Origin of the sequence: Zobellella taiwanensis, from assembly GCF_003012795.1 — a bacterium.
Lineage (GTDB): Bacteria > Pseudomonadota > Gammaproteobacteria > Enterobacterales > Aeromonadaceae > Oceanimonas > Oceanimonas taiwanensis.
The window spans coordinates 1-25,392 of the sequence record NZ_PXYH01000014.1 but is presented as its reverse complement, the minus strand read 5'-3'; the positions used below and the strand labels follow the sequence as shown (position 1 = coordinate 25,392).

Genomic DNA, 25,392 nt, shown 5'->3' with positions numbered 1-25,392 from the left:
ATAGTCTTCGCCATTTTTTATCGGCAATAACTGTATTGCCAACGTTACAGCAGGAGCCAGACGTGGAAGCAAGGGCGCAGTTCAGCAGCAAGCTCGGGTTTGTAATGGCCGCCGCCGGCTCGGCCATTGGCGTGGGCAATATCTGGGGCTTCCCCACCCAGGCGGCGAGCAACGGCGGCGGTGCCTTTTTGCTGGTCTACCTGCTGATGATTTTCCTGCTCGGCTACCCCATGCTGGTGGCCGAAATCACGATAGGCCGCCATGGCCAGGCCGGCCCCTTTCGCGCACTGCAACAACTGAGCGGCAACCAGGCGGCCCGCATCATCGGCGGCCTGGTGGGGCTGGCGGCGGTGGTGACCGTCAGCCTCATTTTCACCTTCTATGCCATTGTATCGGGCTGGTTTGTCGCCTACGCCCTGGAGCCCCTGGCCCGGATAGCCGGCACCGCCCCCGCCGCCGACTGGCTGACCGGCTTTTCCACCTCCCGCAACCTGGTGTTTACCCTGCTGTTCGCCTTGCTCAGCCTCTATGTCGTCAGCCGGGGCCTGGAGCAGGGTATCGAAAAGTGGTCCCGCCGACTGATGCCGTTGCTGCTGGCAATGCTGGTACTGCTGACCGGCTACATGCTGCTGCAGCCGGGTGCCGGAGCCGGACTCAGGGCCTATCTGGTTCCGGATTTCTCCCGGGTACTCCATGGCGAGGTGTTGATTGGCGCCCTGGGCCAAAGCTTTTTCTCCCTTTCCCTGGGCGCGGCGGTGATGATGCTGTACGGCTCCTATCTGAGCCGCCAGGCCAGCATTCCCGCCCTGGCTGCCCAGGTCACCCTGCTCGATACCAGCGTGGCCTTCCTCGCCGGCCTGCTGATCCTGCCCGCCATGTACGTAGCCCAGCACAACGGCGTGGAGATCTTTGCCGCCGATGGCAGCCTGCTCAGTTCCGACACCCTGGTGTTCTCGGTCCTGCCGGCGCTGTTCAACACCATGGGGGCGGCCCAGTATCCGGTGGCCCTGGCCTTTTTCGTATTGATGATAGTGGCGGCGCTGACTTCCTCTATCTCCATGCTGGAAGCACCGGTATCCCTGGCCATGGAGTCCACCGGCCTGTCGCGACTCAAGGCCACCTGGCTGATGACCGCCCTGTGCACCTTGATAAGCGTGGTGATAGTGTTTAATTTTGGCAGCCTGTTCGGACTGGTGATTACCCTCACCACCCAGTACGCCCAGCCGCTGGTCAGTCTGTGCATCACCCTGTATGCGGGCTGGGTATGGCAACGCAACCGGGTGCTGGCGGAGCTGAAGGCCGGCTGCCCCGGGCTGGAGCAGGGCCTGTTCTGGAAAATCTGGCCCTGGTACGTGCGGCTGGTGTGCCCGGTGCTGGTGCTGGTGGTGATTATCCAGTCGGTGGGTGGCTGACGCCGCCCTTGAAGCCAGACGGAGTGAGTCTCAAAACCATGAAAACAGCCGAGCTGTTATACCGCGTGCAGTTCATCAACGCGGGCAAGCATTATGAAATCTATGTACGGGAAGTGACCCAGGGCGGTCTGTTCGGCTTTGTGGAGCTGGCCGACTTTGTGTGGGACACCCGCACTTCCCTGCTGGTAGACCCGGCGGAGGACAAGCTGAAAAGCGAGTTTGCCGACGTCAACCGCACCTATGTGCCGCTGCACCAGATCCTGCGCATCGACGCGGTGGAAAAACGCGGCGCCGCCCGGCTGACCGAGCTGGGCGACAAGGTCACGCCTTTCCCCACCCCCATTTACACCCCCAAGCCGGGCAGCTGATGCCGCCAGGGCCCTGTGGCCCTGGTTTCCCTAGCCGGCCATCAGCCGGGCGGCCAGTTCCTCGTCCGCCAGCGCCAGCAGGAAGGCGTATTCCCTGGCCAGCTCATGATAGGACTCGAAGCGCCCCGATTTTCCGCCATGGCCGGTGTCCAGGTCGCAGTGCAGCAGCAACAGATTGCCGTCGGTTTTCAGTTCCCTCAGTCTGGCCACCCACTTCGCCGGCTCCCAGTACTGCACCTGGGAATCGTGCAGCCCCGTGGTCACCAGCATATGGGGGTAGGCTCGGGCCGCCACCTGATCATAGGGGCTGTAAGACTTGATGTAATAGTAAAACTCAGGCTGTTGCGGATTGCCCCATTCATCGTATTCCCCTGTGGTCAGCGGCAGGGACTCGTCCAGCATGGTACTCAGCACATCCACAAAGGGAACCGCCGCCACCACGCCCCGGAACAGTTCAGGCGCCATATTGACCACGGCGCCCACCAGCAGGCCGCCGGCGCTGCCACCGGCGGCGAAAATCCTGCCGCTGTGGCCATAGCCCTGACATACCAGTTCACGGGTCACATCGATAAAGTCGTTGAAGGTATTCTGCTTGCTGAGCAAACGGCCCTGCTCGTACCAGTGACGCCCCAGTTCCTCGCCGCCACGCACATGGGCGATGGCATACACAAACCCCCGATCGAGCAGACTCAGGCGGGCACTGCTGAAATCCGGATCCAGGCTGGCCCCGTAGGCGCCATAACCGTATACCAGCAGCGGATTGCTGCCGTCGCGCTTGAACTTGTCGGCCCGGTACACCAGCGACACCGGTACCCGGGCACCGTCCCGGGCCTGGATCCAGAGACGCTCGCTGCGATAGGCCTCGGGATTGAAGTCCTCACCGGCATACTGGCGCTTGAGCTCACGCCGCGCCAGGGTCTCCATGTCCAGCTCATAGAGGGTCACCGGCCGGGTCATTGAGCAATAGCCATAGCGCAGCCGGCACGATGCCGCCTCCGGATTGATGTCCAGCCAGCACACATAGGCCGGATCATCAAAGCGGATCTCGTGCTCCCGCCCGTCACGACGATGGATGAGGCGCAGCCGCACCAGCCCCTGGTGTCGCTCCTCCAGCACCATCCAGTCCCGGAACAACAGCACCTCCTCCAGCAGCACCTGCTCCCGGGCCGGGATCAGGGTCCGCCAATGACGCCGATCACCGTCCCTGGCCTGATACAAACCGAAATTGGCACCATCCTTGTTGGAGCGCACATAAAAGCCGCCCTGATCGTGATCCAGTTCGTATTCATGGTGACGTTCGCGCTCCAGGAACAGCACGGGGGATGCCGTCGGCTCGTCCAGCGGCAGCCAGCGCACCTCGCTCGACACCGTGCTCCAGGCGGCGATAAAGAGGTAATCCTCGCTGCGGCTGCGATAAATGCTGGTGTAAAAGGCCGGATCCCGCTCCTCGTACATCAGCACATCCTGCTCCTGGGGAGTGCCCAGCCGGTGGCGATAAACCTGGTAGGGCAACAGGGTATTGTCGTCCTGTTTCACATAGAACAGGGTCTTGCCGTCCTTGGCCCACACCAGGTTGCCTGAGGTGTTTTCCAGCAGGTCCTCGTAAAGCTCGCCACTGGCCAGCGACTTGAAGCGGATCTGGTACTGGCGGCGGGACACAAAATCCTCGGCGAAGGCCAGGGTCTGCTGATCCGGGCTGACCGCCAGTTGGCCCTGCTCATAATAAGCCTGCCCCCGGGCACGCTCGTTGCCGTCAAGCAGCAGTTCAACCCGGTGCGGCTCGCCGTCCGGGTAGCGCTCGACCAGGCCATATTCCTCTCCTTCCCGGTAACGGGTACGGTACCAGTATCCCCGCTTGAGGTAGGGCACCGAGCAGTCATCCTGGCGCAGGCGGGCGGTCATTTCCCGGTACAGCTGCTCTCGCAGGCCGCCGAGGGGGGCCAGTACCTGCTCGCAATAACGGTTTTCCCGCCGCAGGTGCGCCAGCACCTCGGGATCCCGCCGTTCGTCATCACGCAGCCAGTGGTAGGGATCGGCCCTGTGGTCGCCATGGGCCTGGTGAAGGTGGGGAAGCCGCCGCGCGGCCGGAGGAGTTGTCTGCACATCGATACCTGTTGCCTGGAAAAACCGGACCCCATGCTACCACTGGCCGGCATCGCCTCCTATGGCGGCCTACTTGCGCCGCCAGCTGCCATCGGCCAACTGGACGTACTGGCCGCCCGGGGTGCGTTCGATATTGAGCTGACCGGCCCGGCTCTGGACCACCGCCAGGCTGGTGCCGGTTTTGCGCGCGATTTCCTGATAGCCTTCCAGCCGTTTGCGATTGATATCGCCGACAATGACATTGACCTGGGGGCTGCTCTGCACCGCGCCCACCAGGCCGTTCAACTGCTCGCCAATCAAGCCCTGCTGCTTGGCCTGTTGCAGGTCCAGCGCCCAGGCCGACCAGCTCAGGGTCACCGCCAAAATCCAAGCCAACCACCGCATCTCAACCCCCTTAGAACAATTCCTGCTCTTGTTCGAACAACTGCTCCAGCTCGCGGTCGACCCGCACCCGGATTTCATGATCCACCCTGACGTTCAGGTTCACCGTAATGGGTTTGTCGGGCACCATCACCTCCACCCTGGGCGTACAGGCGGTACCCAGCAGGGCGCCCAGCAGGATCGCTGCGTATTTCATTTATCGGTTCCCCCCTCCAGCCGGGCCGGCAGCCGTTCCCCGAGATCCCGGGCAAAGCGCAGGCTTTCCAACAACTCTAACAGGTTTTCCCGGTGCTGATAATTGAAGTTGACCGGGTGCATTCGGCCCATCACCGGAGCCCGGCCTCGCAGCCGACTGGTGATCACCGCCTCGCCCGCGGCGTCCATCGATACCTCCGCCGCCAGCTCCTGGTACTGCAGGTCGGTCAGCAGCCCCAGGGTCAGGCCGAGGGACAGGTTGCTTTCGGCAGAGGCCTGCAGCGCCTCGCCGGGCCGGTAGGAAATCCAGCCCGGATCGCCCCACAGCTGGCCTCCGCTTACGCTGCCCCGACCATCAAACACAAAGGGAAGGCGACCATGCAGGCGGCCGTCGCCGGTCAGCCCGGGCACCGCCGCCCGGGTCAGCAGTTCGGCCAGGGCAATATCCCTGAGGTGCAGTTGTCCTCGCAGGGGCGGCGCCAGGGCCATGGGCGACAACGCCAGTTGCCCCCCCAGCAATTGTGCGGTCAGGCCGCTCAGCCAGAGCCCATCCTGGCGCCAGCTGAGGGCGGCATGGATTTCCCGCACCGGCACGCCGATATCCAGCTCGCCGATGGACAGGCCGCCGCCGTCCCGGCTCAACAGCCGCCCTTGCCGCCAGTCCAGGATAAACGTTGCGGCCACCGGCTCGGCACGCAGCTCCCGGTAGGCCATGCGACCGCCTTCCAGTGCCAGTTGCAGCGTCAGCGGACGCGCCGGATCCGGCAGGTCCTCCGCCCGGGCAGACAGGATCACCTCACCCGCCTCCACCACCAGGTCCGCCGGCATGGCCAGCCAGGAACCCAGCCAGGCCCAAAGCCCGGCCAGCGACAGGGATTGGCGCGGCAGTACCAGCGACCAGCCGGTGGCCCGCTGGCGCCAGTATCCGGCCAGGCGCAGTCCCGGGGCCAGTTCCAGAGCCAGATCGCCTACCCGCCCACTCTCCGCGTTCAATTGCAGCGAGGCCCCAGGGAACGCCTGTCTGGCCCAATGCCCCCCCTGCCATGCCAGTTCCAGCGACCAGGGACCGGCCAAGGACTGGCTGCCCACGGGCGACAACACCAGGTTGTCGAGCGTCAGGTCACGCCAGCCCAGGCGGGGTATGGTCAGCCGGGAGTCAGGCAGCAGCCGCCAGCCGCCGGTCGTTTCAGCGAGCCGGATATCTAGCCGCACCTCGCCCACCAATGGCCTGGGCAGGGTGGAACTCAGCGCCACCACCAGGGGACGCCCGGGCTGCCACCCCCCGCTGACCGCCAGAGGCTGGTGGTTCATCGCCGGCGTGAACAGGCCGCCGGGCAGTTGCCCCTGCCAGCGCCAGCCCTGTTCATGGGGCTCCAGTGCCAGCACCAGCTCGCCGCCGCCGGTACGCCAGTGCAGCGCCAGCTTGCGCCCCTGGTGGCGCAAGCCGGCGGGCCCGGCAAGTTCGCCACCGGGCAGGTGCAGGCGCAACTCGTCTATTTCAAAATCGATGGGCGGCAGGGTCAGCAGCAAGGACAACGCATCCCGTTCCCCCTCCAAGCCACTGTTGCCACTGCGCGAACAGGTCAGGTCCAGGCTCAGCCGCTGCAGCCGGCCGCTGATCCGCCCCTGCTGCCAGCGCAGGCTGAACCCCTCGGCAGACTCGTTCGGGCAATCCGGCACCCGGGCTCGTGCCAGCCCGGCCTCGGCGTCCAGCCAGGCGGGCGGCCATTGTGCCTGTACGGCGCAGGACAGCAGCAACAGGGCGGCTCCCCAGAATACACGCATGTTTTTCGCCATGGTCGGTTGATCACGCTATCGATCAAATCAGCTTGCGTCGCCTCGTACAAGCATTAAGCTGGAGCCACACGCAAGGGGGTCGGATGATATGGACAAACTCGTTCTCTGGGGCATTATTGCCGTCGCCACCCTGGTGATCGGACGCCAACTGTACGTGCACTTGCACAACAATGCCCAGGCTCAGCACAGCCTGAAGGCGGCCGTGGCCAGCAAGCACACCCGGGAGTTCATGGGCCGCACCAGCCCGCAGGAAACCGAGCTGCCACCGCCGCGAGTGGATTATTATGTGCGCTTCAGGCCCCTTGCCGGCGGCGATGAGCGGGAGTTCAGGGTCAGCGAACACCTGTTCGAACAACTGACCCCGCAAGATACCGGCACCCTGGTGATCCAGGGCAGCCGCTTTATCGCCTTCGAACCGGATCAGGTTATCCTGGATAGCGACTGAAGACGGCGGTGTTGCCTTCTTTATCGAAGCTCAGGACCTCATAGGGCGTACCCGAAATATCCATGCCGGGCGCACTGGCCGGCATGCCGGGGATGGTCAGGCCTTGTACCTCCGGTTTCTGCTCCAGCAGCCGCTTTACGTCCGCCGCCGGCACATGGCCTTCGATCACATAGCCGTCGATATGGGCAGTATGGCAGGATGCAAGGCCCGGCTTGAGCCCAGCCCTGGCCTTGATGGCCCCCATGTTTTCCGTATTCACCGCCGTGACCTCAAAACCGGAAGCCTGCATGTGCTCAATCCAGTCCTGGCAGCAGCCGCAGGACTCGGATTTGTACACCGTCATCGGCGCCGCAAGCAGGGGACCGGCCAGCAGGGCGCCGGCCAGGCCGAAGTACCATTTGTTCATCTTGTTCACCTTTCACTGTTACAAATCCGGACGCGGCAGCCAGACTAGCATGCGGTCGGCCGAGGCCGCTTTGATCTTCCTCAGTATTCAGCGCCGCGGCAACGCGCTATGCTAGCCGACATTCGCGCTTAACCCATTGTCTTTGCAGGAGTCCCTATGTCCTATCTCGCCGTCAAACACGCCCACATGATGTTCGCCCTGATCAGCGTCACCCTGTTCATGCTGCGTGCCTGGCTGGCCGTTCCTTCGCCCGCCCGCATCAACAACAAGGTGCTGAAGATAGTGCCCCATGTCAACGACACTCTGTTGCTGCTGTGCGGTATCTGGCTGGCAGTGCAGATCCGGCAAATTCCGTTCGACAACAGCCCCTGGCTCACCGCCAAGGTCATCGGCCTGGTGCTTTATATCGTGGTCGGCACCATCGCCATCAAGCGCGGCAAGACCCAGGGCCAGCGCCTGGCCGCCGCCCTGGCATCCATCGCCATTTTCGCCTACATCTACGGCGCCGCCGTCAGCAAGTCCCCCCTGTCCTGGCTGGCGCTCTAAGCCGGCTCAGGGCAAGCGCACCGGGAACACCGGAAACTCGCCCGGCCGTAGCCATTGCCAGCCGGGCTCCTGATACAGCGCGTTGGCGGAACGCGGATCCAGCATCAGCGCGGCCAGGGGCGCCAGCGGCTGATCCATGGGCACCAGCAGATCCCCCGCCCCCAGGGTGACCTGGCGCGCCTCAACCCTCACCTCGGCCCGAACCTTCTCCCGTACCCCCGGTCGGGCCTTGGGCTGGGGCAACAATTGCTCGACAACCAGGCTTTGCGCCTCCAGCTCCCGCGGCTCCCGCACCGTTTCAAAGGCAATATGGTGCCGCGCCAGCCAGTCCGCCATGCGTTCCCGCTCCCGAGTCACCGCGTAGGCGTCGGCCAGCCGGATCGGCGTCCGGGTGACGATGGCGTCGTGATTGGCAAAGCGGTGCAGTTGCCGGTGGCCGTCGGCAAAACGCACCAGGGGCAGGCTCACCTCAGGCTCGTCCCGGTTCTCCTCGAAGCTCACCCCCATCCACAGGGTGCGACCGTCCCCGGTGCCGGACTGCCACTGCTGGCGGGCCCGGCGCGACAGGCTCACCAGCTGTTCACTCTCGTCCGCCACCAGCTCCAGCATGGTCAGGATGCTCAGGTGCTGCTTGCGCACCCGCTCGGCGATGTTGCGCGGCGTGGGGTAGCGGCCGTCCTTATTGTCCAGCCGGTTTTCCACCAGGATGGAAACGCGCCCCTGCATGGCCGCATAGTTGCGCAGGTTGGTGATGCCCAGGCCGCCCCGGGCCACCGACTGGTTGATGTCGGTGATCTCGCCCCGGTAGCGCACCGCCGCCAGGCCCGCGTCGGACACCCGCTCGATCAGGGCAGGCAACAGCCGCTGCTCGGTATAGTCGCGCAGGGGCCCGTCGATATTGGGGTTGTTGCCCATGTCGAACTGGGCCTCCACATCGGTCATCCAGCCCTGCTCCCGGGTGAGCACCCGCTTCCAGATGCCGGACTCGTGGGCATCGTACACCACGTCCGGATCGAAGCGATGCAGGGCGTCCACCAGCAGCCGGGTCTCCCCGGCATTGAGCGCCACATAGTCGATATTGGTGTTGTCGTTGTTGGCGTTATGGCGTGTCGAGAGATCCCGCCCGTCCGGGTTGGCCATGGCCACCAGCACCAGGTTGAGCCGGTCCAGCAGCGCCGGGTGCTGGCCTGCCACCAGCTCCCGTGCCAGCTGCTGGATGGCTTCGGCGCTGGAGGGCTCGTTGCCATGCTGGGAGCCAAGGAGCATCACCGTCGGCTTGTCCTCCTCGGCGGCCTGATCCCGCAGGAAGGCGGGCGACTCGGACATCAGCAGCGCCTCTATCGGCCGCCCCCCGGCCGAGGTACCAAGCGACACCAGCCGGGCCCTGGGCGACAGGCTATCCAGCCCGGCTAGGTAGCGGCTGATGTCGCGACTGGCGGGCAGGGTCAGAAATTTTCCGTTTTCAAAGGGGATCGGCGGCACGGGCTGGGCCCAGGCCAGGCTGGCGCACAGCACCAGCAGGGACGCTAGAATCTTCATGCGACTCCGGACAAGATAGTTTTATTTCAATTACTTATAGTCACACCTCCCGAAAAAAGACAACCCTGGCCAGCGTCAGGATCAGACCGTCAGAACGAGTTTGTAGAAAAATAGCGACACTCGCTCCCGAAAAAGTTGCGACAGAAGTTGTCACACCTTCTGCCTAGGATAAAATCATCCCAAGCAAGAGGGCAAAACCATGAGTAAGAAACTGCTGAGACAATTGACCCTGGCGCGCTGTGTTCCTTATCGTCCGTACAAGCTGACCGCTCGCCAGCTGCAAGAAAAACTGGAAGAAGAAGGTATTCAGGTCAGCCTGCGGACCGTGCAGCGGGATCTGGAAGAAATGTCCGGCATGGGCCTGTTCGATCTCACCTCCGACGATCGCAGCAAGCCCCATGGCTGGTGCTTCGAACGCAATGGTTTGAACGATTTCGCCAACTTTATGCCGCTCGGCCTGGCCATGGCGCTGAAAACCTGGAACGACCAGGCCGCCGACCTGCTGCCTGCCAGCGTGCTGGCGGAGCTCAACCCCATCATCGACAAGGCCACCCAGGTGATCAACGACAGCCAGAGCGAACTGGCCAGCCGCTGGATGGAGAACGTGGTGCAATTGCCCAAGCCGTTCCCGGGCAGCCCGGAAATGCGCCGGGCCACCACCATCCGCGATGCGCTCTGGCGCGGCCGCAAGTTCAGCGCCGAGATCAAGCGGGTGATCAAGGGCCGCACCGTCTGGCTGCGTTACGAGCAGGTCAACCCGCTCGGCATCGTCACCCGCAAGGATGGTCCCATGCTGCTGTGCACCGTATCGGACATGGATCCCAAGATCTACGGCATCCCCTTCGAGCATATCAAGGAAGTGGAGCTGACCAGCCGTCCGGTCACCCAGCCGCGGGAGTTCAGCGTCAACAAGCTGATCCGTGAAAAAGGCTACCAGGAAGAGGCGGAAACCATCCATTTCGTCGGCCGCATCACCAATCCGGGCCGCGCCTTGCTGGAAGAAACCATTCCCGGCCACAACCCCAGATTGACCCGCTACGACAAGCAGAGCATGATGGTGGAAACCGAAGTGAAGGATTCGCCGGAATTTCGTCGCTGGCTGACCGACATGGCGGGAAAAGTAGAAATACTGGCGCCGGAATCCCTGAAAAACCGCTGACCAGAAGATAAACAAACTGACCCCGGGGGCTGACTGGTTCAGCCCTTTTGTTTTGCCACGGAGTACAGGATGAGCGATATCCTTTTTGAACCCGCCGAACCCGATTGCGACGCCATTCATATCAGCGTGGTGGGCGTTGGCGGCTGCGGCGGCAACACCGTCAACCTGCTGGCCGACAGCAGCCTGCCGCTGCATGTGGACATAGTGGCGATGAACACCGACGCCAAGGCCCTGCAGCAGAGCCGGGTCGGGACCCTGCAACTGGGCAAAATCCTCACCCGTGGCCTGGGGGCGGGCGCCGAGGCGGAAGTGGGCCGGCGTGCCGCCGAGGAAAGCCTGTCCGAGATCCGGGCCCAGTTGAGCGGAGCGGACCTGTGCTTTATCACCGCCGGCATGGGCGGCGGCACCGGCACCGGCGCCGCCCCCGTGGTCGCCCAGGTGGCCCGCGAGCTGGGCATCATGACCGTCGCCATCGTCACCCGCCCCTTCGGTTTCGAGGGCAAAAAACGGGCACTGGCCGCCGAGCGGGGGCTGGAAGCACTGGCCGAGCAGACCGATGCCCTGCTGGTGCTGCCCAACGATTACCTGCTGCGGGTACTGGGTGCGCGCACCCCGCTGCTGGCCGCCTTTAGCGAAAGCAGCAAGGTCATCCAGAACGCGGTCAAGGGGCTGGCGGACATCATCGGCCAGACCGGCCTTATCAACATCGACTTCGCCGATGTGCGCACCATCATGCGCCAGCAGGGCAAGGCGGTGATGGGCATCGGCCTTGGCCACGGCGAAAACAAGGTTGAGGACGCCACCCTCCAGGCCCTGAACAACCCGCTGCTGGAAAAGGTGGAGCTGGAGCGGGCCCGGGGCGTGCTGCTCAACGTGGTGGCCTCGATGGACATTGGCCTGGACGATTTCCAGAAAATCGGCGACCGGGTGGCGGATTGCGTGGGGGAAGAGGCCACAGTGGTATCCGGCATCAGCCTGGATCCCAACCTGACCGACAGCATCCAGGTCACCATGATCGCCACCGGCATCCAGCCGCCCAGGGAGACCCTGGTCGCCGGCAGCAACCCGGAAGCCGGCATCCATCCGGCCCGTGCCGAGCAGGACACTGGCCTTAAAGACGGCCTCGATATTCCCGCCTTCTTGCGCCAGCGCCAGCAGTAGGCACAAAAAAAGGGCAAGCCGGTCAGGCTTGCCCGCAATGAAGAATATCAGCGAATTATCCGGGTCACCAACCTGGATAACTGAACTTCGAAAGCAATCTAGGGTCTCGAGCGCTATTTAATCTCCAATAATCGCCAAATCCCAGCATTGATTCGCCAATGTTTGATATCGCTCCCGTTATTGGCCGGCACCGGCGTCAAAGCGTGAGCCTTCTCACACCGCAATATCGACCCAAACCAGCCGGTGATCGGAGCTGGCGGTGCGATCGGGCCGACCGCGCCGGTCCCAGAACCAGCCCTGCGGATCCTGCTCCGGCGCCAGCCAGCAGACCCCGCTGGCCAGGGCCTTCAATCCGGCCCCGGGCAGCACATAATCCAGCCTGAGGCCCTGGCTGTGGGTCCAGTAGCGGGGCGGCCCCCGCCGCTTCACCGGCGGTCGCAAGGCCAGGGCCCCTTCGGAACCGGGCCGCAAGCGCCCCAGGGCCACTTCCCGGTTGAGCGCCGGAGAGGCCAGCAGATGCCGGATGGCCTCCCGAAAACCGCTCCCATCCCGGGGATCGGCGTTCAGATCGCCCAGTATCACAAAGTCGGCACCGTTGGCCAGGCCGCCGCGCCCGCCGGCATCATCCACCAGATAGTCTCCCCGGCCGGGACAGATATAGTCATGCCACAACCGCAGCTCATCATGGTTGCGGCAACTGTTGCGCCGTTCGGGCCCTTCGTCGATGGGCGGCACCGGATGGCTGGCCAGCAGGTGCAACCGCCGTCCGCCGGGCAACTCGACCGGCATGTCCAGGTGGTTCTTGGACGACAACGGCAAGACGGCGAGCGCCGCCGGCGCATAATAGGGCCCGCTTGCGTCGCGCGGCAGCCGGGCGCCGGGCATGTCCCGCCATAAAAAGCGGCGGAAGCTGCGCGCCTGCTCCTGGCACAGCGGATAGCGGGACAACAGGGCAAAACCGTACTGGCCATGGAAGGCGCCAAACCCCAGGCCGTCTCCGGGCAGGGCGGGCTCGCCACCGCCGTGCAGGGACAGGGGCGCCAGCAGTCCGGTATTGGTGGGCACCAGGCAGGCGTGGGGATAATCGATGCCGTCCGCGCCCGCTGCCAGGTAATCACGGCAAAAACGGTGCAAATGCCCGGGCTCGTTCCCTTCGCCGTCATGATCGAACTCGTTGAGCAACAGGATATCGGGGCGGATCTGCCGGATAATGGCCGCCAGATGGCGCAACTGGCGGCTGCCCGGCCCGGCGATTTCATTGGCCAGCTGGCCCGGATGGCGACGATCCAGCGCCACGTTGAAGCTGGCGACACGAATTTTCGTAATGGGGTTCATGGGTTGCTTGCCTTTACCGCTCAAACTGTCATCATTTGCCCCTGAATCTAGGGACCCTCTCATCCGACTCTGCTGTGTAACGCTGCTTTTCAGGGAAGAAAACAATGTTTGGCATTCTGGTTGTCACCTCGGCCGCACTGTTCGGCCTGCTGTATGTGCTGCGCCGGCGGCAGGAAAGTTTTTGCATCACCATCGAAGGCATTCATCTCAATGTCAAGCGCGGACGGCCGCCCCAGGCGCTGCTGAGCCATTGCCAGCAGCTGGTGCGGGACGCTCGCACCCTCAAAGGGACCATCCGCGGCATCCGGCGCGGCGGCCAGGTGGAGCTGAGCTGCTCACGCAGCATCCCCGCCTCCTACCGCCAGGACATTCGCCTGTTCTGGCAAAATCAGCCGCAGCCGGGCTGAATCCGGGAGCGATTTGGCCGCCGGCCCTTGACCTGGGCCCGGTTTCCCGGTTTGCTGGGGGAGAATATTCCATTGCACGAGAGCCCGTCATGAAACTCTATCCCCTGTTGCTATGCACCCTGCTCGCAGCCTGCGCCAGCGAGCCGCCCGCCAAGGACCCATCGGAGCAGGCCAGCACTACTCCGGCCCCCGCGGCCGAGCAGGCCGGCCCCATCGAGCCCAAGGGCGAATTTGCCCTCATCGACATCCGCCGATCCCAGCAGGCGATGGACGCCATTACCGACGGCAAGCCGGACACCATCAACGACATACTGAAAAGTCCCAACGACTTCGCCCCGCCGGTGCTCTACCTGATGTCCGCCATCATGTTCGACAACAACTACCAGGATCAGGCCACCTTCTGGTACTACGCCGCCCAGCTGAGGGCCCGCAGCGACGCCAACAAGTCCGGCGACGAAACCACCCACGGCGCCGTGACCAAGCTCAACCAGCGCTTCGGCCAGCGCATCGGCCCCTATTCCCTGAGCAACCCGGACCGCCTGCAGGCGATTGTCGGACAAGTACTCGAATGGGACAGCCAGCAAAGCCGCAACTACGATCCCCGCTGGGTCGCGCTGCAGGGCAGGGACGTGCTCACCGAAACCGAGGTGAACTTCGCCCCCCAGGAAAAGTGGCAGGAAATCGACGCCCTTACCCGCAGCCAGTATCGCCAGGGGCTGGAGCAGGCCCTGGCCGAAATGCGCACCCGCACACCCGAATAATCCCGCCTTTTTGCCGTTTCCCGAACATCCCGATCTTTATCGGGATGTTTTATTTTGGCACTCTGGGGTACTCCTTTAGGAGTAACCACCAATAACAATCAGATTGTTCTGACTTTGCAGCAACAGATGTCACAGGAGATCCCATTATGAACACCTCCCCTCACCCACAGGTCAAGGTCTGGGACTGGTCAATCCGGCTGTTTCACTGGAGTCTGCCGGTGTTGTTGTTCCTGCTGTGGCGTTCCGCCGGCGAGGATCTCGACCGGCACATGCAACTGGCCCAGATCCTGCTTTCCCTGTTGCTGTACCGCCTGATCTGGGGATTCATCGGCACCCCTTACGCGCGTTTTGGCCATTTTCTCTATCACCCGGGCCGCATCGCCGGCTACCTGGGCGCCGCCCTCGGCCCGTCCAAGCCGGTTTACCTCAGCCACAACCCGCTGGGCGGCGTCATGGTACTGGTGCTGCTGGGCAGCCTGCTGCTGCAGGGCGCCACCGGCCTGTTCGCCACCGATGACATCTTCTACACCGGACCGCTTTACGATCTGGTCTCCGGCGGCACCGCCGAACAGATGACCCGCTGGCACAAAAGCTGGTTCTACCAGGGGCTGCTGGTACTGGTGGGGCTGCATGTGCTGGCCATAGCGCTTTACCGGCTGCGCGGCGAGGGCCTGGTCAAGGCCATGATCACCGGCCACAAGGAAGTCCCCGAGACAAGGGCGGCGGACGCCCTGGATCAGGCCGGGGAAGCCTTTCCCTGGGCACGTTTCGTGCTGGCGGCCACCCTGTCGGTGGCCGCGGTATGGTCCCTGTTCAACCTGGCCTGAGGCCCGGCCAACATAAAAAAAGGAGCCTCCTGGCTCCTTTTTTTATGTATCGCTTACTTGCGGTAGTCGTCGTGGCAGCTTTTGCAGCTTTGCAGCACCTTGGTCACCACGGGACGGGCCTTGGCGGCGTCGAAATCCGCTTCACCGGACACGGCAATCAGATCCTGCAGGGCAGAACCAAAGGCCTGGCCCTTGGCCTGGAAGCCGTCCATGTCGTCCCACGCCTTGTCGAGCAGGTTGCTGGTGGATTCGCCCCGGGTTTCGGGGAAGTAGGTATCCCCCAGCAGGCTGGCGGCATTACCCAGGTTCAGGGCCCGCTGGTGCAGGGCAGCGGCATCAAAGTCGACCTCGCCCTTGACCATGGCTCCCATGACGCTGGTCTGGGCGCTCATCACCTGATAGATGGACTGGCGGTATTTGACCGCATCGTCCGGCTTGAACAGGTTGGCCTGGGCAGCCACAGTGGTGGCAAACAGGCCGGTGACGGCGGCGAGGATCAGGCGTTTTTTCAACATTGCTGTGCTCCTTGGTATGAGGCTGCTCAAACGTCAGCCGTTTTAATTAGCGCTTAACGATATTACAGAGCCTGCCCCGGATCCACCACCAAGGGGGTAAATAGAGCTTCAAACGGAAAGTTTCACTTCCCCCTTCACAGGCTCCAGCCGGCAACCCATTCCACCCCAACATTTAGTTAGTGAGCGATACAATAAACAGCTTAAAGTCCCGAATAACTCAGTAGACTCCTTCCAAAAAACCTTTCAAAAATCACCGATAAATCCTCAAAAAAACCCTAAAAAACACATATAAAAGCAAAAAACACCATATTTATACTGGGACAGCAAAAAACAAAAGCACTTGATCATTCCAGCACTAACATTTAGGCTTTTTATTAATTGAACAGTCAATCAATCAAATTATGCCTATCGTCGGAATACAGGAAACACGCAAACAGCAGTTGATCGAGGCCACCCTGGCCTCGGTGGCCGAGTACGGTTTGCAGAACACCACCATCAACAGCATCAGCCGGCTGGCGGGTATGTCGTCGGGCATCATCAGCCACTACTTCGGCGGCAAGCAGGGGCTGATTGAAGCGACGGTCAAACAGTTGCTGGAAGAGCTGAAACGGGCGCTGCTGGCCAAAACCGCCGGTGGCCCCATGAGCCCGCGCCAACGGCTGATGATGATAGTGGAAGCCAACTTTACCGAGTTTCAGCGCTCGCGCCCGGCCACCAAAACCTGGCTCAGCTTCTGGGCCCAGGCCATGCACGATCCCGGCCTGGCCCGGCTACAGCACATCAACAACCAGCGGCTGCTCAGCAACCTGCGCTATTCCTTCCGCCGGGTAATGACACCGGACCAGGCTGCCGACGCCGCCCGCCAGACCGCCGCCCTGATCGACGGCTTCTGGCTGCGCAGTGCCCTGAGCGAATCGCCGGAAGCCGACTTCCGCCACGCCGAAGCCCTGTGCAAAACCTTTATCGACAACCTGTTACAGCATGACGGAGTCAACGCATGTCATTGACGCGCTACCAGAATTTTATCAACGGCCGCTATGTGGCCAACCAGTCCGGCGACACCTTTGAGGTGGTCAACCCCGCCACCGGCGAGGTCATCTATGAAGTGGAAGTGGCCGACGAACACATCAAGGCGCTCGCCATCGACTCGGCCCGGCGCGGCTTCGCGCAATGGTCGGCCATGACCGGCATGGAGCGGGCCCGCATTCTGCAACGGGCCGTGGCCCTGCTGCGCGAGCGCAACGACGAGCTGGCCCGTATCGAGGTGCTGGACACCGGCAAGCCCTGGCAGGAGGCCTCGGTGGTGGACGTGGTCACCGGCGCCGACAGCATCGAATTCTTCGCCGGGCTGGCCCCTTCCATTGAAGGCAACCAGCAGAGCCTCGGGGGCGATTTCTACTATACCCGCCGGGAGCCGCTCGGCATTTGCGCCGGCATCGGTGCCTGGAACTATCCGCTGCAGATCGCCTGCTGGAAATCCGCCCCGGCCCTGGCCTGCGGCAACGCCATGATCTTCAAGCCCTCGGAAGAAACTCCCCTGGGGGCGCTCAAACTGGCTGAGATTTTTATCGAGGCCGGGGTGCCCGCCGGGGTGTTCAACGTGGTGCAGGGCGACGGCGCCGTGGGTGCCTGGCTGACCGGCCACCCGGACATCGCCAAGGTGTCCTTCACCGGCGAGGTGGGCACCGGCAAGAAGGTGATGGCCGCCGCCGCCGGCTCGCTGAAGGAAGTGACCATGGAGCTGGGCGGCAAGTCGCCGCTCATTATCTTCGACGACGCCGATCTGGACGACGCCGTTTCGGCCGCCATGCTCGGCAACTTCTACACCCAGGGCGAGATCTGCACCAACGGCACCCGGGTGTTCGTGCATAAGGACATCTACCCGGCCTTTATGGAACGGCTGCTGGCGCGCACCCGCAACAACATCAAAGCCGGAGACCCGCTGGATCCGGACACCAACTTCGGCGCCCTGATCTCCAGGGCCCACTACGACAAGGTGCTGGGCTATATCCGCAAAGGCGTGGAAGAAGGCGCCACCCTCGCCCACGGCGGCGAAGCCCTCCGCCCGGCCTCGGCCCCCAACGGCTACTTCGTGGCGCCCACCATTTTCACCGATTGCCGCGACGACATGACCATCTGCCGGGAAGAGATCTTCGGTCCGGTGATGTCGGTGCTGACCTTCGAGCACGAGGACGAGGTGGTGGCGCGCGCCAACGACACCGACACCGGCCTGGCCGCCGGCGTCTTTACCAAGGACATTCGCCGGGCGCACCGGGTCATCCACCGGCTGCAGGCGGGCATCTGCTGGATCAACGCCTACGGCGCCTCCCCCGCCGAGATGCCGGTGGGCGGCTACAAGCTGTCCGGCATCGGCCGGGAAAACGGCCTGGCCACCCTGAATCATTACACCCAGCTGAAGGCGGTGTACGTGGGCATGAACAAGCTGGAAAGCCCGTTTTAACAGGTGGCCCGTAGGGTCGACTTCAGTCGACCAGGGAAGCCGCCGGCCACTGGACTCCCGCCTGCGCGGGAGTGACACCGACAACGTCATACCCGCGAAGGCGGAGACGATCAGCGATATAAGGTGACGGAAGGCGTCAGCCAAGCCGACCGTGACATGCCATGGATGGCATGTCCGAGCTTACAGGGATGAACTTGTAGCGTGTCGGCGTGCTGTGCCTTCCGGTACCGAGCGATTCGAGGTAACGCAATGCAAAACCAATTCGACTATATCATCGTGGGCGCGGGCTCCGCCGGCTGCGTGCTTGCCAACCGCCTCACCGAGGACGGCCAGCACACCGTGCTGCTACTGGAAACCGGCGGCAGCGACAAAAGCATCTTCATCCAGATGCCCACCGCCCTGTCCATTCCCATGAACACCAAGAAGTACGCCTGGCAGTTCGAGACCGAGCCCGAGCCCTTCCTGGACAACCGCCGCATGCACTGCCCGCGCGGCAAGGTGCTGGGCGGCTCTTCCTCCATCAACGGCATGGTCTATGTGCGCGGCCACGCCCGCGACTTCGACGAATGGCAACAGCACGGCGCCGAGGGCTGGGACTACGCCCACTGCCTGCCCTATTTCAAGAAGGCCGAAAGCTGGGCCTTTGGCGGCGACGACTACCGCGGCGACCAGGGGCCGCTCGGGGTCAACAACGGCAACCGGATGCAAAACCCCCTGTACCAGGCCTTTGTGGACGCCGGGGTGGAAGCCGGTTACTTCCACACCCCCGACTACAACGGCCGCCAGCAGGAAGGCTTTGGCCCCATGCACATGACGGTGAAAAACGGCCGCCGCTGGTCTACCGCCAACGCCTACCTGCGCCCGGCCATGGGCCGCCCCAACCTGACCGTGGTCACCCACGCCCTGGTACACAAGGTGCTGCTGGAGGGCAAACAGGCGGTGGGCGTGCGCTATGAGCGCAACGGCCGGGTACAGGAAGTGCGGGTAAGCAAGGAGGTCATTCTCAGTGCCGGCTCCGTCGGCTCGCCGCACCTGCTGCAGCTCTCCGGCATCGGCGCCAAAGAGACCTTGGCCGCGGCCGGTATCGAGCAGAAGCACGAGCTGCCCGGGGTAGGCGAGAACCTGCAGGATCACCTGGAGTTCTATTTCCAGTTCCGCTGCAAACAGCCCATCTCCCTCAACGGCAAGCTGGATCTGTGGAACAAGTTCCTGATCGGCAGCCGCTGGCTGCTGAAAAAAGACGGCCTGGGCGCCACCAACCACTTCGAGTCCTGCGGTTTTATCCGCTCCAAGGCCGGGGTGGAATGGCCGGATCTGCAATACCACTTTCTGCCTGCCGCCATGCGCTACGACGGCCGCGAGGCCTTCGACGGCCACGGCTTTCAGGTGCACATCGGCCACAACAAGCCGAAAAGCCGGGGCTATATCAAGGCGGCAAGCGCCGATCCCGGCATGGCGCCGCGCATTCGCTTTAATTACCTGGAGCACGAAGACGACCGCGAGGGCTTTCGCGCCTGCGTGCGGCTGACCCGGGAGATCATCAATCAGCCGGCGATGGATCCCTACCGAGACGCGGAAATCCAGCCCGGTGAACACATTCACACCGACGAACAAATCGATGCCTTTGTGCGCCAGGCGGTGGAAAGCGCCTACCACCCCTCCTGCTCCTGCCGCATGGGCACCGACGAGCTGGCGGTGGTGGACCCCGAAACCAAAGTGCGGGGCATAGCGGGCCTGCGGGTGGTGGACTCGTCCATCTTCCCTACCATTCCCAACGGCAACCTCAACGCTCCCACCATCATGGTGGCGGAGCGGGCCGCGGATCTGATCCGGGGCAAGGCGCCGCTGGCCGCCTCCGCAGCGGAAGTGGGCATGGACCAAGAGTGGCAGCGCCGCCAGCGGGCCAACAGCCCCAAGCGCGATCTGGTCTGAAGAATCGTGAAAAGTATTGAGCGTCCTTTCAGTCTTTAACTATCGCAATCGGTGGCGCCACGCCGCCACCGGCCCCGCGATACTTAAGGCCTGACTTGCGTCTCACATTGTTGCTCGGAGTACGAACGAGGAGGATGGCGGGTACAGCTAAGCCGACCCTCCGCTTCAGGGACGAAGCGGCGGAGCGTACAGGGATGTATTCACAGCGTGTCGGCGTGCTGAACCCGCCAGCCTCCGGATATTCCGGCTCTGCCAGCAATGGGGCGCAGGTGGACTGCTCCTTGTGTTGTTCAACCAAAGGAGAAGTACCCGTGTTTTTTATCGATATGGAAATAAACGGAGGGGTTAACGCATGACCGCTCTACTGTCCGCAGGGATCCTGTTCACTTTCGCCGCCATCGCCCTGATCCTCTATAAATGGGGCAATATCCGCTGTATCGGCGTGACCCCGGTGCGCACCTTCACCTTTATCGCCATCCTGTTTACCTCCGGCCTGGATGTGGGGCTGATCATGTTCCCGCTCACCGAGTTTGCCGGCTATGCGGATCTCACCGCCAGCCCGGAATACGGCTTTGCCAACCCGCTGGCCATCGAGTTCGGTTTCTGGGGTTTTTTGATCTGGGGTTTCTACTTCGTCACCTGCTTTTATTTCTGCGTGATCGAGCCCAGGGTCGGCTTTTTCGAGCTGCCCTTGGTCAAGCTGATCAACAATGTGGTGATCATCGGCACCTGTGCCTTTACCGCCTTCCTGCTGCTGAGCAACCTGCCCTGGTATGTACCCGGACTGGGCGACGGCGAAACCATAGTGGCCGGTTTCTACCTGGTGGTACTGCTGGTCATTGCCGCTTCCGTCTACTCCAGCACCAGCCTGCGCTATGTAAAAATCCTGAGCCTGGGCACCAGCTGGCTGTTTATCGGCCTGATCGCCCTGATGTGGGTCGGTGCCTTTGCCGGCAACGGCGGTATCGGCGAGTTCGCCGCCACCTTTGCCCTGGTGGGCGACTACTTCGGCAACATCCACCGCTTTGTGCTGCCGCTCAATGACTATCACGAGTTCTACCTGTTCTGGTGGTTCTCCTGGAGCATCATGATCGGCCAGTTCACCGCCCGCTTCGTCGGCGGCCTGCGCACCTGGCAGTTGCTGGCGGCCATGCTGGCGTTTCCGTCCATGGCCATCGCCACCTGGTTCAGCGTGCTCTACTACTTCCACGACCATGGCCTGACCACGACAGGCTTCTACAACTGGGCCATGGTGGCGGTGGGCATCACCATGGTGATCAATTCGCTCGACTCGCTGATCCGGCTGTATACCGACAACCTCAACCTCACCGTGGCCCGGCTGGGCAAGGCACGCTACTTCCTTGGCAACCTGCTGGCCCTGTGCGGCCTGACCCTGCTGTTCCAGCTCGATTTCCTGCAAATCCAGTGGGTCGGCGCCCTGGTCATCGGCCTGTTTTTCGCCTGCGGCGGCTACATCCTCGTCAACAAGCGCGACACCGTGCTGGCCATCGCCAGCTCGCCCAAGGCCAACCGCATCGACTACAGCAAGATAGAGCTGGCCAACTAAAACAACAACGGCACCCCAGGGTGCCGTTGTTGTCTGCAGCCCTATCCGGCAATCCGTGCCGCCAGGCCGTCCGACACCGCAAGCAGCCAGCTCACGCCACCCAGATTGGCGGCCACCGCCAGCCAGAATACCCACAGGAAGGAACGCTTGCGCGACTTGTGCCTGAGCCAGTGCTGGCCCAGCCAGGCACCGGGCCAGCCCCCCAGCAGCGCCAGCATGTGCAGGGTGCGCTCGCTTATCCGCCAGTGACCGTGCATGGCGGCACGCTTGTCCCACCAGTACAGGCCAAAGGTGACCAGGCTGAGGGCGGCATACCACAACGCCAGCCCGGCATAGACCTTGATCATGCCGGTTGCTCCTGTTGTTTCTGTTGCAGCCGCCACAGCTGGGCATACAGACCCTCTTTTGCCAGCAACTGCTCGTGGTTGCCCTGCTCGGCGATGCGGCCGTCCTGCATCACCAGAATATGGTCGGCGTCCACTATGGTGGACAGCCGGTGGGCGATCACCAGGCTGCTCTGGCCCCGGGACACCTCGCGAATGGCCTGCAATATGCTGCGCTCGGAGCGGCTGTCCAGCGACGAGGTGGCCTCGTCGAACACCAGTATCGGCGGCCGCTTTAAAATGGTGCGGGCAATGGCCACCCGCTGTTTTTCGCCGCCGCTCAGTTTCAGCCCCCGCTCCCCCACCAGGGTGGCGCTGCCTTCCGGCAAGCTGGCAATAAAGTCGCTGAGGTGGGCGAGGCGAATGGCCTCGTTCACTTCGCTTTCGCTGGCGTCGATGCGGCCGTAGCGAATGTTGTCGTAGATGGAGGCGTTAAACAGCACCGTATCTTGCGGCACTATGCCAATGGCCCGGCGCAGGGACGCCTGGCTCACCTGCCGAATATCCTGCCCGTCGATCAGAATGGCGCCCTCGTTCACCTCGTAAAAGCGAAACAGCAGCTTGACCAGGGTGGACTTGCCCGAGCCGCTGGCCCCCACCACCGCCAGCTTTTGCCGGGGCTGAAGGGTAAAGCTGAGATCGTGCAGAATTTGCCGGTCGGGCCGGTAGCCAAAGCTAACGTGGCGAAACTCGATTTCTCCCCGGGTTACTTCAAGCTCAGGGGCATTTTCCGCATCCTTGATCTGCGGCCGGCGGCGCAGCAGGGCAAACAGCCGCTCGATGTTGGCCAATGAACCTTTCATCTCCCGGTACACAAAACCGAGAAAATTCAGCGGCAGAAACAACTGCATCATAAAGGCGTTGATCAGCACAAAGTCGCCCAATGTCATGGTGCCCGCCACCACCTGCTGGCCGGCCAGTATCATCATGGCGGTCATGGCCAGGGCGATGATCAGCGCCTGACCACCGTTCAGGGCAAACAGGCTGAGCCGGTTGTTGCGCCGGGCCCGCTCCCACTCGGCCAGATCGTCGTCGTACCGGCCCGCCTCGTACTGCTCGTTGTTGAAGTATTTGACCGTTTCAAAGTTGAGCAGGCTGTCCACCGCCCGGCTGTGGGTTTGCGAGTCGGCCTTGTTGGCGGCGCGCACAAAGCCGGTGCGCCAGTCGGTGGCCACCACCGACCAGGCCACGTACACCACCACCGCCCCCAGAGTAATAAGCGCAAACCACACCGAGTAGTTGATCAGCAGCAGCGCCGTGACCAGACCAATTTCCAGCAGGGTGGGCACAATGTTGAACACCATAAAGCGCAGCAAAAAGCCCACCCCGGTCACCCCCCGCTCTATGTCCCGGGACAGGCCGCCGGTGCTGCGGTTGAGGTGAAAGTCCAGCTCAAGCCGGTGCAGGTGATTGAACACACTCAGGCCAATGCGGCGCATGGCCCGCTCGGTCACCCGGCCAAACAGGGCGTCGCGAATTTCCCCAAACAGCACGTTGGCAAAGCGCACCGTGCCGTAGGCCAGCAGCAGCCCCAGGGGCAGCGCCACTACCGTGCTGACGGCGGTGTCCATGCCATCGACAATGTGCTTGAGAATAAAGGGCAACCCCACGCTGGCCAGCTTGGCCGCCACCAGGCAGCACAGGGCCAGGGCGATACGGCCCTTGTAGTCCAGCAGGTAGGGGATCAGGGTTTTCAGGGTACGGACATTGATGGCGGCATCATCCATCTCCGGATGCCAGGAGCTTCGGCGCATAATTCAGTCTGTTGCGGGAGAATGAGCGTCATCATACTCCCCTTTGACGCAGCAGGCAGCCGCATCCCCCTTGGCAAAAATGTTAAGCTTCGCATGAACCCGCCTTTACCTTGCGATAAGCTGAACCTTTCACAGGTAGGGAGAAAGGCCGATGGAACCATTGCCGGAACAATGCATTTACCGCCTGCAGCTCAGCAGCAAGGGCGGGCTGGAACCCTTGCCGGCGGAGGCCGAGCTGCCGGCCACCACGGCGGCGCCGGTGTGGCTGCATCTGGACTACGAGCAGCCCCAGGCCGCCGACTGGCTGCGTAATTCCGAGCTGGTCAGCGAGGCCGCCCGCGAGGCGCTGCTGGGCCAGAGCAGCCGGCCCAAGCTGGTACGCCAGGGCGACAACCTGCTGCTGACCCTGCGCGGCATCAACCACAACCAGGGCAACAGCCCGGAAGAAATGGTGGCGCTGCGCATCTACATCACGCCCTCGCTTATTATCAGCAGCCGGCACCGGCCGCTGCTGTCGGAACAGGACGTGTACGAGCTGCTGGGCAGCAGCGATGAACAGGTCACCCTGGGCGACTGGCTGGTGGAGATGTGCGACGCCCTCACCGACCGGGCTGGCGAGTTTGTGGAAGATCTGCACGATCAGATCCTGGAGCTGGAAGAGCAGATCCTGATGCGGGAGCTGCCCACCAACGGCCGGCTGGGCCGCATTCGCAAGCAGCTGATTTTGGTGCGCCGCTATCTTTCCCCCCAGCGGGATCTGATCGCCCGGCTGGCCAGCGAAAAAATCGGCTGGCTCAACGACGACGATCGCCGCCGCCTGCTCGACATTGCCGACCGGCTGCGCCGCTGGCTGGACGATCTCGACGCCGGCCTGGCCCGCACCGCCGTGCTGGCGGACGAGGTCAATAACCTGATGACCGAAGCCACCAACCAGCGCGCCTACCAGATGTCGATCATGGCACTGATGTTTCTGCCCGCCAGCTTTCTCACCGGCCTGTTCGGCATCAACCTGGGCGGCATGCCGGGGGCCAATCACCCCGCCGCCTTCTGGATTTTCTGCCTGAGCCTGCTGGCCCTGGGCGCCGGCCTGGCGGTGTGGCTGCGGCGCAACCGCTGGTGGTAAGCGAATCCTAAAAATAAAGGTGCCGCTTCAATATAGAAGCGGCACCTTTTGCGAGGATTCGAAAATGAATCAAGCTTCATTTACATAAGCAACAAGCCCATGTTCAAACTTTCTTGGCCATCGCCGGAGAAGCAACACCTTCAGAAGTTTCACATCTTTTATCCGCTGATGCTATCACGTCCTCACTCAACCCCTTATAGGTGGAATAACACATTACCAGCATCAGCACAGAAAGCGGTAGCGCAGTTGCAACCAAGGCAGACTGCAGACCTGAAAGCCCACCGGTCATAATAAGAACAATAGAAATCCCGGCGATAACCACTCCCCATACAACTTTGGTCACACTGGTGGGGTTAGGATTGCCATTTTCACTAATCATTCCCAGTACAAACACGGCAGAGTTTGCCGATGTCACAAAGAAAACCATCACCAGAACCATGGCCAGAACACTCAACAGAGTACTCATGGGGAAGTAGTCGAGGAATTTGAAGAGCGCGGAAGTCACATCGGCCTCAACGGCCTGAGCCAATGCCACCTCACCCAGGTTCTGGATAATATGTATTGCAGAGCCACCCATTACCGCAAACCAGACGAAGGATCCAAGTGCGGGAATAAAAACAGCTCCCAACATAAATTCCTTGATAGTTCTTCCTTTAGAAATACGAGCGACAAAACTGCCTACCAAAGGCAGGGCGGGATCATACTTTGTTAATGAAATTTGAACGGGTGGATCGTCTGTGATCTAATCAGCACCTCTTGCCGAAGGAGCCTGACCATGACCCTGATAGAACACCTTACCCTTGTTGAAGAAACCC

The 25,392-nt window shown here is 62.5% G+C and carries 25 protein-coding genes; 14 read left to right on the top strand and 11 right to left on the bottom strand.

Annotated features, from left to right (window positions below):
• The first annotated feature begins 62 nt into the window (after positions 1-62).
• Positions 63-1,412, top strand: a complete 1,350-nt coding sequence (locus tag C7I36_RS10905) for a sodium-dependent transporter (RefSeq protein WP_106453744.1) — start codon at positions 63-65, stop codon at positions 1,410-1,412.
• A 38-nt stretch (positions 1,413-1,450) separates the two neighbouring features.
• Positions 1,451-1,780 (top strand): DUF1820 family protein, encoded by a 330-nt coding sequence (locus C7I36_RS10900; protein WP_106453743.1) that lies wholly within the window; start codon positions 1,451-1,453, stop codon positions 1,778-1,780.
• A 30-nt stretch (positions 1,781-1,810) separates the two neighbouring features.
• Here the strand turns inward: C7I36_RS10900 and C7I36_RS10895 are convergent, their stop codons facing one another.
• From C7I36_RS10895 to C7I36_RS10880, 4 genes are all read right to left on the bottom strand, one after another.
• The gene (locus tag C7I36_RS10895) at positions 1,811-3,883 is read right to left on the bottom strand and encodes a S9 family peptidase (RefSeq protein ID WP_106453742.1); all 2,073 of its coding nucleotides are present in this window, start codon (positions 3,881-3,883) and stop codon (positions 1,811-1,813) included.
• 69 nt (positions 3,884-3,952) lie between these two features.
• The gene (locus tag C7I36_RS10890) at positions 3,953-4,267 is read right to left on the bottom strand and encodes a YdbL family probable chaperone protein (RefSeq protein ID WP_106453741.1); all 315 of its coding nucleotides are present in this window, start codon (positions 4,265-4,267) and stop codon (positions 3,953-3,955) included.
• 10 nt (positions 4,268-4,277) lie between these two features.
• Positions 4,278-4,460, bottom strand: a complete 183-nt coding sequence (locus C7I36_RS10885; RefSeq protein ID WP_106453740.1) for a YnbE family lipoprotein — start codon at positions 4,458-4,460, stop codon at positions 4,278-4,280.
• Entirely contained in the window at positions 4,457-6,244 is a 1,788-nt protein-coding gene (locus C7I36_RS10880) for an intermembrane phospholipid transport protein YdbH family protein (protein WP_106453739.1), read from the bottom strand. Before C7I36_RS10880 ends, C7I36_RS10885 begins: the two co-directional genes overlap by 4 nt.
• Positions 6,245-6,344: 100 nt before the next feature.
• Here C7I36_RS10880 and C7I36_RS10875 point away from each other — a divergent pair, with 100 nt between their 5' ends.
• The gene (locus C7I36_RS10875; RefSeq protein WP_106453738.1) at positions 6,345-6,701 is read left to right on the top strand and encodes a DUF2500 domain-containing protein; all 357 of its coding nucleotides are present in this window, start codon (positions 6,345-6,347) and stop codon (positions 6,699-6,701) included.
• Here C7I36_RS10875 and C7I36_RS10870 read toward each other — a convergent pair.
• Positions 6,682-7,107: a DUF411 domain-containing protein gene (locus tag C7I36_RS10870; RefSeq protein ID WP_106453737.1), complete on the bottom strand. Its 426-nt coding sequence runs from the start codon at positions 7,105-7,107 to the stop codon at positions 6,682-6,684. The genes C7I36_RS10875 and C7I36_RS10870 overlap by 20 nt on opposite strands.
• A 156-nt stretch (positions 7,108-7,263) precedes the next feature.
• Here C7I36_RS10870 and C7I36_RS10865 point away from each other — a divergent pair, with 156 nt between their 5' ends.
• On the top strand, positions 7,264-7,653 hold the full coding sequence (locus C7I36_RS10865; RefSeq protein WP_106453736.1) for a SirB2 family protein: 390 nt from the start codon (positions 7,264-7,266) through the stop codon (positions 7,651-7,653).
• 6 nt (positions 7,654-7,659) lie between these two features.
• On the opposite strand, the gene C7I36_RS10860 is transcribed toward C7I36_RS10865, so the two are convergent.
• Positions 7,660-9,192, bottom strand: coding sequence for a M14 family zinc carboxypeptidase (locus tag C7I36_RS10860; protein ID WP_106453735.1), 1,533 nt, complete (start codon positions 9,190-9,192; stop codon positions 7,660-7,662).
• 199 nt (positions 9,193-9,391) lie between these two features.
• Here C7I36_RS10860 and C7I36_RS10855 point away from each other — a divergent pair, with 199 nt between their 5' ends.
• A complete protein-coding gene (locus C7I36_RS10855) occupies positions 9,392-10,351 on the top strand; it encodes a helix-turn-helix transcriptional regulator (RefSeq protein WP_106453734.1) in 960 nt (319 codons plus the stop codon).
• A 69-nt stretch (positions 10,352-10,420) separates the two neighbouring features.
• Positions 10,421-11,512, top strand: coding sequence for a cell division protein FtsZ (gene ftsZ / locus C7I36_RS10850; RefSeq protein WP_106453733.1), 1,092 nt, complete (start codon positions 10,421-10,423; stop codon positions 11,510-11,512).
• Positions 11,513-11,725: 213 nt separating this feature from the next.
• Here the strand turns inward: ftsZ and C7I36_RS10845 are convergent, their stop codons facing one another.
• Positions 11,726-12,847 (bottom strand): endonuclease/exonuclease/phosphatase family protein, encoded by a 1,122-nt coding sequence (locus C7I36_RS10845; RefSeq protein ID WP_245880097.1) that lies wholly within the window; start codon positions 12,845-12,847, stop codon positions 11,726-11,728.
• 104 nt (positions 12,848-12,951) lie between these two features.
• Here C7I36_RS10845 and C7I36_RS10840 point away from each other — a divergent pair, with 104 nt between their 5' ends.
• From C7I36_RS10840 to C7I36_RS10830, 3 genes are all read left to right on the top strand, one after another.
• Positions 12,952-13,254: a DUF3634 family protein gene (locus tag C7I36_RS10840; RefSeq protein WP_106453732.1), complete on the top strand. Its 303-nt coding sequence runs from the start codon at positions 12,952-12,954 to the stop codon at positions 13,252-13,254.
• Positions 13,255-13,343: 89 nt separating this feature from the next.
• A complete protein-coding gene (locus C7I36_RS10835; protein WP_106453731.1) occupies positions 13,344-14,015 on the top strand; it encodes a hypothetical protein in 672 nt (223 codons plus the stop codon).
• A 146-nt stretch (positions 14,016-14,161) separates the two neighbouring features.
• Positions 14,162-14,842 (top strand): cytochrome b/b6 domain-containing protein, encoded by a 681-nt coding sequence (locus C7I36_RS10830; protein WP_106453730.1) that lies wholly within the window; start codon positions 14,162-14,164, stop codon positions 14,840-14,842.
• A 53-nt stretch (positions 14,843-14,895) separates the two neighbouring features.
• On the opposite strand, the gene C7I36_RS10825 is transcribed toward C7I36_RS10830, so the two are convergent.
• Positions 14,896-15,357 (bottom strand): c-type cytochrome, encoded by a 462-nt coding sequence (locus C7I36_RS10825; RefSeq protein WP_106453729.1) that lies wholly within the window; start codon positions 15,355-15,357, stop codon positions 14,896-14,898.
• Between the two features lie 401 nt (positions 15,358-15,758).
• Here C7I36_RS10825 and betI point away from each other — a divergent pair, with 401 nt between their 5' ends.
• The 4 genes from betI to C7I36_RS10805 all read left to right on the top strand — a co-directional run bounded on the left by betI (position 15,759) and on the right by C7I36_RS10805 (position 21,317).
• Positions 15,759-16,364 (top strand): transcriptional regulator BetI, encoded by a 606-nt coding sequence (betI, locus tag C7I36_RS10820; RefSeq protein ID WP_106453728.1) that lies wholly within the window; start codon positions 15,759-15,761, stop codon positions 16,362-16,364.
• A complete protein-coding gene (gene betB, locus C7I36_RS10815; RefSeq protein ID WP_106453727.1) occupies positions 16,355-17,818 on the top strand; it encodes a betaine-aldehyde dehydrogenase in 1,464 nt (487 codons plus the stop codon). Before betI ends, betB begins: the two co-directional genes overlap by 10 nt.
• A gap of 249 nt (positions 17,819-18,067) precedes the next feature.
• Positions 18,068-19,750, top strand: coding sequence for a choline dehydrogenase (betA, locus tag C7I36_RS10810; protein ID WP_106453726.1), 1,683 nt, complete (start codon positions 18,068-18,070; stop codon positions 19,748-19,750).
• Between the two features lie 352 nt (positions 19,751-20,102).
• Positions 20,103-21,317, top strand: a complete 1,215-nt coding sequence (locus tag C7I36_RS10805; protein ID WP_106453725.1) for a choline transporter — start codon at positions 20,103-20,105, stop codon at positions 21,315-21,317.
• Between the two features lie 41 nt (positions 21,318-21,358).
• Here the strand turns inward: C7I36_RS10805 and C7I36_RS10800 are convergent, their stop codons facing one another.
• Together C7I36_RS10800 and C7I36_RS10795 are read right to left on the bottom strand one after the other, a co-directional pair.
• A complete protein-coding gene (locus C7I36_RS10800; protein ID WP_106453724.1) occupies positions 21,359-21,664 on the bottom strand; it encodes a DUF1294 domain-containing protein in 306 nt (101 codons plus the stop codon).
• Positions 21,661-23,454 (bottom strand): ABCB family ABC transporter ATP-binding protein/permease, encoded by a 1,794-nt coding sequence (locus tag C7I36_RS10795; RefSeq protein ID WP_106453723.1) that lies wholly within the window; start codon positions 23,452-23,454, stop codon positions 21,661-21,663. Before C7I36_RS10795 ends, C7I36_RS10800 begins: the two co-directional genes overlap by 4 nt.
• 151 nt (positions 23,455-23,605) lie before the next feature.
• On the opposite strand from C7I36_RS10795, the gene zntB reads away from it, so the two are divergent.
• Complete coding sequence (gene zntB / locus C7I36_RS10790; RefSeq protein WP_106453722.1) at positions 23,606-24,577, top strand: zinc transporter ZntB; 972 nt, start codon at positions 23,606-23,608, stop codon at positions 24,575-24,577.
• Between the two features lie 103 nt (positions 24,578-24,680).
• Here the strand turns inward: zntB and C7I36_RS10785 are convergent, their stop codons facing one another.
• Positions 24,681-25,262, bottom strand: a complete 582-nt coding sequence (locus C7I36_RS10785) for a BCCT family transporter (protein ID WP_219899645.1) — start codon at positions 25,260-25,262, stop codon at positions 24,681-24,683.
• Positions 25,263-25,392 lie beyond the last annotated feature (130 nt).

Bases quoted from the DNA above. Each gene is read 5' to 3' on its own strand.
- C7I36_RS10830 (WP_106453730.1), top strand. From the start codon at position 14,162: ATGAACACCTCCCCTCACCCACAGGTCAAGGTCTGGGACTGGTCAATC.
- betB (WP_106453727.1), top strand. From the start codon at position 16,355: ATGTCATTGACGCGCTACCAGAATTTTATCAACGGCCGCTATGTGGCC.
- betA (WP_106453726.1), top strand. From the start codon at position 18,068: ATGCAAAACCAATTCGACTATATCATCGTGGGCGCGGGCTCCGCCGGC.
- C7I36_RS10890 (WP_106453741.1), bottom strand. From the start codon at position 4,267: ATGCGGTGGTTGGCTTGGATTTTGGCGGTGACCCTGAGCTGGTCGGCC.
- zntB (WP_106453722.1), top strand. From the start codon at position 23,606: ATGGAACCATTGCCGGAACAATGCATTTACCGCCTGCAGCTCAGCAGC.
- C7I36_RS10800 (WP_106453724.1), bottom strand. From the start codon at position 21,664: ATGATCAAGGTCTATGCCGGGCTGGCGTTGTGGTATGCCGCCCTCAGC.
- C7I36_RS10865 (WP_106453736.1), top strand. From the start codon at position 7,264: ATGTCCTATCTCGCCGTCAAACACGCCCACATGATGTTCGCCCTGATC.
- C7I36_RS10805 (WP_106453725.1), top strand. From the start codon at position 20,103: ATGACCGCTCTACTGTCCGCAGGGATCCTGTTCACTTTCGCCGCCATC.
- C7I36_RS10835 (WP_106453731.1), top strand. From the start codon at position 13,344: ATGAAACTCTATCCCCTGTTGCTATGCACCCTGCTCGCAGCCTGCGCC.
- C7I36_RS10845 (WP_245880097.1), bottom strand. From the start codon at position 12,847: ATGAACCCCATTACGAAAATTCGTGTCGCCAGCTTCAACGTGGCGCTG.
- C7I36_RS10855 (WP_106453734.1), top strand. From the start codon at position 9,392: ATGAGTAAGAAACTGCTGAGACAATTGACCCTGGCGCGCTGTGTTCCT.
- C7I36_RS10885 (WP_106453740.1), bottom strand. From the start codon at position 4,460: ATGAAATACGCAGCGATCCTGCTGGGCGCCCTGCTGGGTACCGCCTGT.
- betI (WP_106453728.1), top strand. From the start codon at position 15,759: ATGCCTATCGTCGGAATACAGGAAACACGCAAACAGCAGTTGATCGAG.
- C7I36_RS10880 (WP_106453739.1), bottom strand. From the start codon at position 6,244: ATGCGTGTATTCTGGGGAGCCGCCCTGTTGCTGCTGTCCTGCGCCGTA.
- C7I36_RS10900 (WP_106453743.1), top strand. From the start codon at position 1,451: ATGAAAACAGCCGAGCTGTTATACCGCGTGCAGTTCATCAACGCGGGC.
- C7I36_RS10840 (WP_106453732.1), top strand. From the start codon at position 12,952: ATGTTTGGCATTCTGGTTGTCACCTCGGCCGCACTGTTCGGCCTGCTG.
- C7I36_RS10825 (WP_106453729.1), bottom strand. From the start codon at position 15,357: ATGTTGAAAAAACGCCTGATCCTCGCCGCCGTCACCGGCCTGTTTGCC.
- C7I36_RS10875 (WP_106453738.1), top strand. From the start codon at position 6,345: ATGGACAAACTCGTTCTCTGGGGCATTATTGCCGTCGCCACCCTGGTG.
- C7I36_RS10860 (WP_106453735.1), bottom strand. From the start codon at position 9,192: ATGAAGATTCTAGCGTCCCTGCTGGTGCTGTGCGCCAGCCTGGCCTGG.
- ftsZ (WP_106453733.1), top strand. From the start codon at position 10,421: ATGAGCGATATCCTTTTTGAACCCGCCGAACCCGATTGCGACGCCATT.
- C7I36_RS10795 (WP_106453723.1), bottom strand. From the start codon at position 23,454: ATGCGCCGAAGCTCCTGGCATCCGGAGATGGATGATGCCGCCATCAAT.
- C7I36_RS10870 (WP_106453737.1), bottom strand. From the start codon at position 7,107: ATGAACAAATGGTACTTCGGCCTGGCCGGCGCCCTGCTGGCCGGTCCC.